The 11,268-nt window shown below is 46.5% G+C and carries 9 protein-coding genes; 2 read left to right on the top strand and 7 right to left on the bottom strand.

The features are described from left to right. Window positions 1-127: 127 nt before the first annotated feature. The 7 genes from AB4351_RS17045 to gcl all read right to left on the bottom strand — a co-directional run bounded on the left by AB4351_RS17045 (window position 128) and on the right by gcl (window position 8,745). A complete protein-coding gene (locus tag AB4351_RS17045; protein ID WP_136977863.1) occupies window positions 128-871 on the bottom strand; it encodes an oligogalacturonate-specific porin KdgM family protein in 744 nt (247 codons plus the stop codon). 273 nt (window positions 872-1,144) lie between these two features. After that, complete coding sequence (locus tag AB4351_RS17040; RefSeq protein ID WP_372126677.1) at window positions 1,145-2,581, bottom strand: amidohydrolase; 1,437 nt, start codon at window positions 2,579-2,581, stop codon at window positions 1,145-1,147. A 239-nt stretch (window positions 2,582-2,820) separates the two neighbouring features. Then, window positions 2,821-3,429 (bottom strand): TetR/AcrR family transcriptional regulator, encoded by a 609-nt coding sequence (locus AB4351_RS17035; protein ID WP_372126675.1) that lies wholly within the window; start codon window positions 3,427-3,429, stop codon window positions 2,821-2,823. Between the two features lie 163 nt (window positions 3,430-3,592). Then, complete coding sequence (locus AB4351_RS17030) at window positions 3,593-4,903, bottom strand: glycerate kinase (protein ID WP_136977860.1); 1,311 nt, start codon at window positions 4,901-4,903, stop codon at window positions 3,593-3,595. Window positions 4,904-5,145: 242 nt separating this feature from the next. Then, window positions 5,146-6,042, bottom strand: coding sequence for a 2-hydroxy-3-oxopropionate reductase (locus AB4351_RS17025; RefSeq protein WP_017076971.1), 897 nt, complete (start codon window positions 6,040-6,042; stop codon window positions 5,146-5,148). Between the two features lie 37 nt (window positions 6,043-6,079). Further along, window positions 6,080-6,856: a hydroxypyruvate isomerase gene (hyi, locus tag AB4351_RS17020; protein WP_102473715.1), complete on the bottom strand. Its 777-nt coding sequence runs from the start codon at window positions 6,854-6,856 to the stop codon at window positions 6,080-6,082. Between the two features lie 116 nt (window positions 6,857-6,972). After that, window positions 6,973-8,745, bottom strand: a complete 1,773-nt coding sequence (gcl, locus tag AB4351_RS17015) for a glyoxylate carboligase (protein WP_065584810.1) — start codon at window positions 8,743-8,745, stop codon at window positions 6,973-6,975. A 313-nt stretch (window positions 8,746-9,058) separates the two neighbouring features. On the opposite strand from gcl, the gene aceB reads away from it, so the two are divergent. Then, window positions 9,059-10,684 carry a malate synthase A gene (gene aceB, locus AB4351_RS17010; protein ID WP_372126672.1) on the top strand — a complete coding sequence of 542 codons (1,626 nt, stop codon included), beginning with the start codon at window positions 9,059-9,061 and terminating at the stop codon, window positions 10,682-10,684. A gap of 103 nt (window positions 10,685-10,787) precedes the next feature. Next, window positions 10,788-11,228 carry a heme-binding protein gene (locus AB4351_RS17005; protein ID WP_102307750.1) on the top strand — a complete coding sequence of 147 codons (441 nt, stop codon included), beginning with the start codon at window positions 10,788-10,790 and terminating at the stop codon, window positions 11,226-11,228. Window positions 11,229-11,268: the final 40 nt, after the last annotated feature.

The following is an 11,268-nucleotide window of genomic DNA, read 5'->3' as shown; positions in this document are numbered from 1 at the left end:
CTCGGCGCACAACAAAAAAAGAGCAGCTCAATGGCTGCTCTTTTAGATTCCACACATACCCAAGAATCGACATATGCTCATGGGCATTGTTTGTTCAAGGACATAGCTTGTTCTAGAACGGGCTAAATTAAAGGTTCATGACAAACCCTAGACGCACCGCATAGTCGTTTTCTCGATTACCATTAGAGTCCACGTAAGTTTCATCGACAGAGACAAGCTCCATGTATGGTGTCCAAGTTTCATTAATCTGGTAGTTAACCATTATCGTGTGTTCCCAATAATCGTCACGACCCGTACCTTGATCGACACCGTCTTGATAACGATAACGAGGGTTATACATTAAACCTACGTCACCAAAGCTTTTTGATAGCCAGATATCAAACTGATTAGAGGCGCCACGAGTCGTGCCGCTGCCATCTAAATAGTCTTTACCATTCGCATCGTTAGACCAGTTGTAACGGTAACGACCAGTTAAAGACACGCCATTTTCGAAGCTTGTTCCCAACTTTAGATATGGGCGATATTCCGTCCAATTTGGAGCGGTGACCGTCACCAGACCAGGGGCCCAATACCACTGTTCATTAATTTGGAATTTGTAAGTTGCTTCAAATTCTTGAGCGGCTGCTTTTAGACCATTTTTATCTTCATCGTTTGAATCATTACCGGCAAAGTAACCATCATTATGTATCTGAGCAGCCTCCGCACTAAAGTAGAAACCTGTATCAAAAGTATGCATGAATTTGACACGGCTATCACGAATATCAGATGCCGTGTTATGACCAAAACGCACATCTAACTTGGTTTCTCCGGCAAAAGTGGGCATTGAAGAAAGAGCAATAAGAGTAGAACAAAGTAGGACTTGGGTTTTCATTTTCAACCTTTATATTTTATTAGAGGGACGAGCTTTTACGTCGCCGCCACTATAAAACTGAGGTATTCAATGAGTAAAAAGTATTGTGGTACATTCGATGTATCACGGTTCAACTTGAAGATTGGTCACATTCAAAACCAGTATCCAAACGGGCTTTAGCCGTAAACCGTGAGCAATTTTTTCGAATAATAGATAATAGAACAAACTAGAACGTAGCCACCTGTCAGTTCTGAGTAAGCAAAACCGACAGGTAACATTGAACGTTAAATGAGCCTAATCCATCAAGCTCTTCGACTTAATCGCCTTCTTAGAAAGCTCTTTGGCAAAGGCTTTGATATCTGTTTCAAACTCATCGACGCTTTGGCGGATTTCATCCAGTTGAACGGTTTGCATTACACGGTTTTCCATTACGATTTGGCCGTTCACAATCGTCGTGTCGATGTTGCTTGGGTTCGCTTGGTAAACCAAGGTCGCGTAAGGGTCGTAATTTGGCATCATGTTCGCTGATGTTGTCTCTACAATCACGATGTCTGCCTTCTTACCCGCTTCAAGAGAACCGATTTGATCTTCCATGTGTAGGGCTTTCGCGCCACCTAATGTCGCCATCTCGATAACTTGCTCAGGAATCATGATAGTGCGGTCAGAATGCTTTAAACGTTGCATGTTCGCTGCGTAGCTTAATGTGCGCATGATATCGACTTGGTTAGAGCTCATTGGGCCATCTGTTCCTAAGCCTACTCGCATGTCAGCACGGTACATATCCCATGCTGGTGCGATGCCAGTTGCACCTTTAGCGTTCGCCATTGGGTTGTATGAGATCCCTGCGTCAGCTTGCTTTAGAAGCTTTTGATCGTTCTCCGAAAGATGGATACCGTGAGCAATGACTACGCGCTCGTCCAGCACACCAATTTCATCCATGTATTCGACTGGCGATGTTGCCTTAGTTTCATCTTTGATGCGTTTCTCTTCATTTGGGAATTCAGCAACGTGAATCAGCACCGGCACATCGTATTGAGCAGACAGCTTGTTGATTTCTTGCAGCTTATCTTTGCTCACGGTGTACACCGCATGTGGCGCATAAGCAGGCGTGATTAGCTCATCGTTTTTGTATTGTTCGATAAAGCCTTTGGCGTATTCAATGCCGCCGTAAGGTTCTTTGGCATCGACCACTGGGAACTTAATCACGGTTTCGCCGAGCACAGCGCGTAAGCCGACTTCTTTGGTCGCCTTGGCCATTTCATCCATGTGGTAATACATATCGGCATAAGTGGTTACACCGCTTTGTGCTAGTTCGATAGAGCCAAGCTTGGTTGCGTTGTAAATCAGTTCACGGCTTAGCTTTTCGGCTTCTAGAGGGAAGAAGTAAGCGAACAGACGATTCGAAATACCCTCTTCCCCTAAGCCACGAAACGCGATCATCGGTAAATGGTTGTGCGCGTTCACCATACCCGGCATGACGATTCCATCTTGAGCATCAATCACTTGTTCTGCGCGATATTGAGTCATTAAATCCTCGGTACCGACTGCGATGATCTGGTCGTTTTTCACTACAACAACACCATCTTCAATCACATCCATTTCTGAATTGATGGTGAGAACCTGTCCGTTGGTGATGATCAGATCAGCGTTGTATGTTTGCGTCGCGACCGTTGAACCGCAACCTGCAAGCAGAACTGCGCTGATGGTGCATGCCAAGCTTTTAAGCGTCATTGCTAAACCTTAATGTTGTGCGTGTAATATTGTTAGCGGCTTCATCTATAAGTTTCCAGCTTTTCGCTTTTCAGAAGAGTAAGTGCCGCCAATTTTCGCGATACTATAACCTGTCATTTAAATAAAATGGCATACCTAATCGAACCGAATTCAAGATAAATGAGTTATTGCACAACAGGTCACAAAAGAGGTTCTGTGCTTATAGTCACTCACACACCTAGATAAACGTTCAAACAACATTAGCTTTTCACACCACAGCCTTTAATCACTAACTGTGTGATGAACTGAGCGGCATCGGCATAGTCTTTATCATCGAGTTGGTCCTTCTGCATCACGCTGCAAATCTGCCAGCCAAAATCGGCGTAGGTTTGAGTTGCCGCCCAGATGGTAAACATCAGGTGATGAGCGGGAACATCGTCCATTAGGCCCTGCGCCGACCATGTTGAGAACTTATCGAGGATCATCTGTGATTGCTTATACAGCTCGTCACCAATCTCTTTCGGCAGCACTTTCGCGCCAGACATCACTTCATTGGCAAACACTTTAGAGGCATGTGGATGGTCGCGAGAAATGAGCAGTTTGGTTTGAATATATTGGGACAAGGCTTCAACAGGATCGCTGAGCTCTTCAATCGGACGAGACGCTTCTAGTAAGGGTTGAGTGACGGTTTCAAGCACAGCGTTGTAGAGCTTATCTTTAGAGCTGAAATAATAGAATACGTTAGGCTTGGGAATGTCGGCCGCTTTCGCGATATCGGCCATTTTTGTTGCAGCATAACCATGAGTGGCGAATTGTTCACACGCGACTTCGATGATTAAATCTTGATTCTTTTGTCTGATCCTAGACATATTGCATCCTTTACAGCTCGTTACTAAAATCATAGTAATCAACGTGCTTCATTAGTCCAGAAGATAATCTCAGAACTCAAGGTCACCGCATTGATAACAATAAAATGGCCGCTCTATTTGTTAAGAAGCGACCATTCCATACCGTGTTTTTGAACTGTTCAAGTTAAAGAATCAATATCGCGCGGAAGTCATTCACATTGGTCAGCGTTGGCCCCGTGGTTAGAAGCACATCGACTTGCTTGAAATAATCGTAGCTGTTGTTCGCATCGAGATAGTCTTGCGCTTTAAGCGACAGGCTCGAACCTAGTTGCCATGTTTGAGGCGTGATCCACGCACCTGCATTATCTTCAACACCATCAATCCCGTCGGTATCGGCAGCCAATGCAAATATGTTGTCTTGGCCTTTAAGCTCGTTATACAAGCTCAACAAGAACTCACAGTTACGCCCACCGCGACCATTCCCTTTAACGGTTACCGTGGTTTCCCCGCCGGATAGTATCACGCAAGGCGTCTCAAATGGGTGCTTGTTATTAGCCACTTGTTTGGCTAGCGCAGCATGCACCTTCGCGACATCTCGCGCTTCTCCCTCTATGCAATCACTCAACACATAAGCGGGAATGCCTAAGCCTTCAGCTTCTGCTGCAGCGGATTCCAATGCCGACATCGGGGTCGCGATAATATGGTGCTCTGCATTTTTCCAACATACGTCATCTGGCTTTACGGTTTCTGACTCTGGATTATTTAACCATTCAAATGCCGTGCGTGGTGTTTCTATTTGGTAACGCTCTAAAATTGCCATCGCATCAAAACGCGTGGTGGTGTCGGGTACGGTTGGGCCAGAGGCAATCACACTAATGTCATCGCCCGGCACATCTGAAATCGCCAAAGATACGACTCTTGCTGGGTAAGCAGCCTTTGCTAGTCGCCCACCTTTAATCGAAGATAAATGCTTGCGAACACAGTTCATCTCATCAATGGCAGCGCCTGATTTAAGCAACGCCTTATTGATTTGTTGCTTCTCTGCTAGGCTGATGTCACCACCGGGCAAACTTAGCAAAGCAGAGCCACCGCCTGACAGTAGGCAAATAACCGTGTCGTCAGCACTCAAACCACTCACCAATTGCAGCATACGTTGGCTTACCTCTAAGCCCATCGCATCTGGTACTGGATGCGCCGCTTCAATCACCTCAATGTGTTCGCAAGGTGCGGTGTGCTCATAACGAGTCACCACTAAGCCTTCAAGATCACGCAGTGCGAGATCTTGCTGTTTCTTTGCCTGCCAAACCGCTTCCAGCTCTGCGGCCATCGACGCGGCTGCTTTTCCTGCTCCTATCACCACAGTACGCCCGGCTTGATTAGCAGAGCGATAAAAAATGTCTTGAGGAAGAAAAGGTTCGATGTGATTTTTAGGTAGCGCCTGATTAACAGCACTTGAGAAAAGGGTTTGTAGAAACTGCTTAGCATCAATGTCCATCAGCCACTCCTTAGTTGACGGAGAAAAAAAGAACCCCGATACAAGGCCAAAGGGTGCCTGCTAAGATCAAGTTGGAAAGGAACAACTTCAACCTCTGCCTCGTATCAGGAACGCGTATAAAAGGAGACGAAACTACGCGATTTATAAACAAACTGTTGGGCTACGAATCGATAGCAGCCCTAATTAATTAACGGGTAATCGGTTGATTGACTAACCACTAAACGGATAAACCGTTAACTAGATTAACGAATCGAGTGGTCAGAACGTTTCTCAATCGCTTGGATAAGCGCAGAGTGGTCCCAACCTTCGCCACCCATTTCGGCACACTCGCCAAACAACTCTTGAGCGTTAGCCGTATTAGGTAGTGCAACCCCTAATTCTTGTGCGCCCGTTAGCGCTAAGTTGAGGTCTTTTTGGTGAAGTGAGATTCTAAAGCCCGGGTCGAATGTGCCTTCAACCATACGCTCACCGTGCACTTCCAATATCTTAGAGTTAGCAAATCCACCTAATAGCGCTTGACGAACTCGTGCTGGATCAGCACCTGCTTTCGAAGCAAAGACTAATGCCTCAGACACGGCTTCGATATTCAGAGCAACGATGATTTGGTTTGCGACCTTACAGGTTTGACCTGCACCGTTATCACCCACCAGCGTGATGTTCTTACCCATGATTTCAAATAGCGGACGTGCTTTGTCAAAGGCGTCTTGCTCACCGCCCACCATGATAGTCAGCGCTGCATTAATCGCGCCTACTTCGCCACCTGATACCGGTGCATCAAGGTATGAAGCACCACCTTCATTGATTCGCGCTGCAATTGCTTTGGTGGCGATAGGCGAGATGGAGCTCATATCGATAACCAGTTTTCCAGCTGCACCGCCCGCCGTTAGACCTTTCTCGACGCCGTTGTCACCAAACAGGACATCTTCAACTTGTGGTGTATTCGGCACCATTAAGATAACGATATCTGCTGCTTCAGCCGCTTCCGCTGGTGAATGACAGACCGTTGCGCCCGCTGCCACAAGGTCGGCAGGTGCTGCATTAAAGTGATCCGACAGAATCAAATCGTGACCTGCTTTTTGAAGGTTACTCGCCATAGGTTTACCCATGATGCCAGTTCCGATAAATGCAATTTTAGACATGTTGTTCTCCTTAACGTTTGAGGGTTACCAGACGCAATTAACGGTACTGGTGCAGCCAACCAAGGCCTTCTGTCGTCGTTGTTTTTGGCTTGTATTCGCAGCCAACCCAGCCTTGATAACCAAGCTCATCAAGATAATTGAGCACGAATGGGTAATTGATTTCTCCGGTACCCGGTTCGTGTCGGCCTGGATTATCCGCCAGTTGAACGTGTGCGATTTGACCAATATTTTGTTGCATGGTCGGCGTGAGATCGCCTTCCATAATTTGCATGTGATAAATATCGTATTGGATAGAAAGGTTATCGCTCCCTACCTCTTTGATGATCGCTTTGGCTTGCTCTGTGGTGTTTAAGAAGAAGCCCGGAATATCGCGTGTATTGATCGCTTCTATCACTAAGCTGATGCCTTCTGCTGCTAGCGCGTTCGCCGCGTAATGCAAGTTAATCACAAACGCCGATTGCGCGTCTTGTTGGGTCACACCTTGCGGAACAATCCCCGCCAAGCAATTCACTTGAGTACAACCGAGTGCTTTTGCGTAAGCGATGGCTTTAGGTACACCCGCTTGAAATTCTTCAACTCGTGCTGGGTCGACCGCGATACCACGATCGCCAGCATCCCAATCACCCGCAGGCAGGTTGAATAGCACTTGCTCTAGGTTATTAGCGTCGAGTTTTGCTTTGATTGCCTGAGCATCAAAGGCGTAAGGGAAAAGATACTCCACACCTTGAAAGCCCGCTTCTGCGGCAGCTTCAAAGCGATCAATAAAATCAACTTCCGTGAATAACATTGACAAGTTTGCTGCAAATTTTGCCATGACTCTGTCCTTATTCTTTATTTGTAAAAATCTGGTTATTTGTAGTAAAGCCTCGCTCTATTGGAGACTTTCCGTAGAGCTAAACCTCAACTCTACGGATACACATGACTTAATGATTACTTGTACGCCAGCGCCGTTGGAGCATCGCCGCGGCTTTCGGCAAGCGGCTCAAATTCGTTGATCGCATTGATCTCTACGCCCATCGCAATGTTGGTTACTCGCTCAAGAATCAACTCAACAACAACCGGTACCTTATGCTTGTTCATCAGCTCTTTGGCTTGCTCAAACGCTGCCGCAATTTGCTCTGGTTCACGAACTCGAATTGCCTTACAACCTAGGCCTTCAACAACGGCAACATGGTCAACACCGTAGCCTTCAAGCTCTGGTGCATTCTGGTTATCGAACGCCAGTTGTACACAATAGTCGATATCAAATTGGCGCTGTGCTTGGCGAATCAAACCTAGATACGAGTTGTTCACCAACACATGGATGTATGGCAGATTGAATTGCGCGCCGACGGCCAGTTCTTCAATCATGAATTGGAAATCATAGTCACCAGAGATAGCGACAATATCGCGATTTGGATCGGCCGCTCGTACACCCAATGCTGCAGGTGTTGTCCAACCCAGTGGGCCAGCTTGACCACAGTTGATCCAGTTACGAGGCTTATAAACATGCAGGAACTGAGCGGCGGCGATTTGCGACAAACCAATGGTGCTCACATAGCAAGTATCACGACCAAATGCCTTGTTCATCTCTTCATAAACACGCATCGGTTTCATTGGTGCTTCGTCGAAATTGGTTTTTCGCAGCATGGTCGACTTGCGTTCCTGACACTCACTTGCCCAAGCATTTCGGTTCGGCAGTTTGCCAGCGTCACGCCACTCTTGTGCCACTTCAACCATTAGCTCTAGCGCTGCCTTGGCATCAGAGACAATGCCTAAATCAGGACAGAACACACGGCCTATTTGGGTTGGTTCAATGTCTACATGTACGAACTTTCGGCCTTCGGTGTAAACATCCACAGAACCGGTATGACGGTTAGCCCAGCGGTTACCAACACCAAACACAAAATCAGAATTAAGCATGGTTTCATTGCCATAACGGTGAGAAGTTTGTAGCCCTACCATACCCGCCATTAACTCATGATCATCCGGAATCGAGCCCCAACCCATTAAGGTTGGAATCACAGGAACACCAGTGATCTCGGCAAACTGCTGCAACAATTCAGACGCGCCAGCGTTAATCACGCCACCACCCGATACAATCAGCGGTTTTTCAGATTGAGACATCATGGTTAATGCTTTCTCAACCTGCGCGCGTGTCGCTTGTGGCTTATAAGGTTCTAGCGGTTCATAGGTATCGATATCAAACTCAATTTCAGCCAGCTGAACATCAATCGGTAGATCAATCAGGATTGGACCCGGACGGCTCGAACGCATTAAATGAAAGGCTTTTTGGAATGCACGTGGCACTTGAGCCGGTTCAAGAACCGTAGTCGCCCACTTAGTGACTGGTTTAGCGATAGATTCAATATCAACCGCTTGGAAGTCTTCTTTATGAAGGCGGGCACGCGGGGCCTGACCTGTAATACATAGGATTGGGATTGAATCTGCAGACGCCGAATAAAGCCCCGTGATCATGTCCGTTCCCGCAGGGCCAGAGGTACCAATACACACACCGATATTGTCTTGATTGGTACGCGTGTACCCTTCGGCCATATGCGATGCACCCTCTACATGTCGAGCTAAGACGTGGTCGATTCCTCCAAGCTTTTTCATAGCCGCATACATAGGGTTAATTGCTGCGCCGGGAACACCAAATGCGATGTCTACACCTTCACGTTTAAGCACTTCTACCGCTGCTTCAATCGCTTTCATAATTGCCATTCGAACCTCCAATTCATATTGTATACAATTAAGCCAACTTTTGTGTACTATGAACCATCCTCGCTATTTATCAACCCCAGAATGAAACAATTTTGTTACATCAACCCATCGCATTAAGTACGCACTCATCCTGAAAAGCTTACAATTCATTGCTTTACATAAAATATCTTTACGTAAAAATAAATTACAAAAAGATCAAATGATAAATAAATGTTAAATACCGTTTGCTTGTTTACAATTTCTACAATATAAATATCCTTAAAAAGAGCATTTTGTATACAAAATGACATCGTATTGTTTAAAGGAGACAACAATGATGAATGACGTAAAAGAGAGAGAAGAAGTGCAGTGTATGCAGGTACTCGGGAATATGGACAACTCCGAGTACAAAGAGATCTTGTCTAAAGATGCATTAAAATTCTTAGAAGCTCTCGTCAATAAATTTGGAGATCGCCGTCATGCCCTGCTAAGTGACCGCGACACAAAACAAGCTCAATATGACGAGGGTGAGCTACCCAATTTCAGAAAGGACACCATCTCTATTCGTCAGAATAAAGAGTGGAAGGTAGCAACACCGCCAACAGAGCTACTCGATCGCCGCGTAGAAATCACCGGACCTATCGAAAGAAAGATGGTGATCAACGCGCTAAACTCAGGCGCAAAAGTCTTCATGTGCTGCTTTGAGGATGCGTCTTCCCCAACTTGGGCCAATATGGTCGAAGGGCAAATCAACCTAAGAGACGCCAACCTTGGCACCATTAGCTACTTCGATGAGAAGAAGCAGAAGAGTTATCAATTAAACGACGATCCAGCACTGCTGATCGCTCGTCCACGTGGTATTCATTTACCTGAGCAGTCTATTCAATTCAACAATCAGCCTATCGGCGGTTGCTTGATGGACTTCGCCTTGTACTTTTTCCATAACTATCAATCACGTGCACAGCAAGGTTTAGGGGTTTACTACTACATTCCAAAGCTAGAAAGCATGGAAGAGGCACAGTGGTGGAACGATATTTTCAGCTTCACCGAAAGCTATTTCCAAGTACCCAAAGGCACTATTCGCACGACGGTTTTAATTGAGACACTACCTGCCGTATTCCAAATGGAAGAGATCTTATACGCCATGCGTGATCATATCGTAGCGATGAACTGTGGCCGTTGGGATTACATCTTCAGCTACATCAAAACGCTGAAAAACCATAAAGACCGCATCCTGCCTGACCGCCACGGGATCCGCATGGATCAAGAGTTTCTAAATGCCTATAGCCAACTGTTGGTGCGTACTTGTCATGCTCGCGGCGCACTGGCGATGGGTGGTATGTCGGCCTTTATTCCAGCGAAAGATCCGCAAGAAATGGCGCGTGTAACCGCCAAGGTTATCGAAGATAAGCAAAGAGAATCTCAGAACGGACACGACGGCACATGGGTCGCGCACCCTGCACTGGTTGATTTGGCAATGTCGATCTTTGATAAGCACTTAGATGGCAAAGTAAACCAAATGGATTTCCAAAGCCCAGAGCATGTGATCAATGCAGACTCGTTGCTAAAGCCTTGTGAGGGCAGTCGCGACGAAGTAGGAGTACGTAAGAATATACGCATCGCGCTGTATTACATCGAAGCTTGGATTCAAGGCTACGGCTGTGTGCCTATCTACGGCCTCATGGAAGATGCCGCGACTGCTGAGATCTCAAGAGCCAACATCTGGCAATGGACCCACCACGGGGTAACGCTCGATGATGGCCAAACCTTTACCAAATCACTATTCCACTCTTGGCTTTACCAAGAGCTAGACACCATAAAACATGAAGTCGGAGACTCGCGCTATGCAGCAGGTCGATTTGAAGAGACGGCTGATCTTTTCTATCAACTTTCTACAGCCGACGAGTTCGCTGCCTTCCTAACTTTACCCAGCTATGGGCTATTACAAGAGTCCAGTTAGGACTCTTGTACCAAGCTGAATCAGTCAATGATATTCACCAACAAGAGTAATGATTGACTGGTTGAGCTTGGTACATATGCCCCTTGAAAAACTAGGAGATAACATGGGAAGTTTGACTCTACAACAAGCGTTAACCATCATTGATGGCACCTTAAAAGCAGGAAACAAGATCCACACAGAACCTTTGACGGTCGCCGTCTTAGACAGCGGTGGCAAACTGATTTCTCTGCAACGCCAAGATGGCTCAAGCATGATGCGACCTGACATCGCCATTGCTAAAGCCTGGGGCGCACTCGCACTAGGGTGTTCCTCAAGAAAACTCGCCCAAGATGCTGACAACAGGCCAGCATTTATCTCCGCCGTGAACGTACTCGCACACGGAAACATGGTGCCAGTACCAGGGGGCTTACTGATTCGAGACAAGAATAAAACGGTACTCGGTGCCATTGGTGTCAGCGGTGACATATCAGACATCGATGAAAGCTGCGCCATCAACGGAATTGGCTGCGCAGAACTGTTTAGCGACGAGATGCTTCAAGCTTAATTCAGAAATAGAGATAACTTAATCGAGTAGGAGGAGGCCT

The sequence above is a fragment of the Vibrio sp. 10N.261.51.F11 genome, assembly GCF_041471665.1.
Taxonomy (GTDB): domain Bacteria; phylum Pseudomonadota; class Gammaproteobacteria; order Enterobacterales; family Vibrionaceae; genus Vibrio; species Vibrio crassostreae_C.
This window is presented reverse-complemented; position numbering and strand designations above follow the sequence as displayed.

Coding starts and splice junctions, on each gene's coding strand:
- AB4351_RS17005 (WP_102307750.1), top strand. CDS start 10,788: ATGGGAAGTTTGACTCTACAACAAGCGTTAACCATCATTGATGGCACC.
- AB4351_RS17030 (WP_136977860.1), bottom strand. CDS start 4,903: ATGGACATTGATGCTAAGCAGTTTCTACAAACCCTTTTCTCAAGTGCT.
- AB4351_RS17040 (WP_372126677.1), bottom strand. CDS start 2,581: ATGACGCTTAAAAGCTTGGCATGCACCATCAGCGCAGTTCTGCTTGCA.
- AB4351_RS17025 (WP_017076971.1), bottom strand. CDS start 6,042: ATGTCTAAAATTGCATTTATCGGAACTGGCATCATGGGTAAACCTATG.
- hyi (WP_102473715.1), bottom strand. CDS start 6,856: ATGGCAAAATTTGCAGCAAACTTGTCAATGTTATTCACGGAAGTTGAT.
- AB4351_RS17045 (WP_136977863.1), bottom strand. CDS start 871: ATGAAAACCCAAGTCCTACTTTGTTCTACTCTTATTGCTCTTTCTTCA.
- gcl (WP_065584810.1), bottom strand. CDS start 8,745: ATGGCAATTATGAAAGCGATTGAAGCAGCGGTAGAAGTGCTTAAACGT.
- AB4351_RS17035 (WP_372126675.1), bottom strand. CDS start 3,429: ATGTCTAGGATCAGACAAAAGAATCAAGATTTAATCATCGAAGTCGCG.
- aceB (WP_372126672.1), top strand. CDS start 9,059: ATGATGAATGACGTAAAAGAGAGAGAAGAAGTGCAGTGTATGCAGGTA.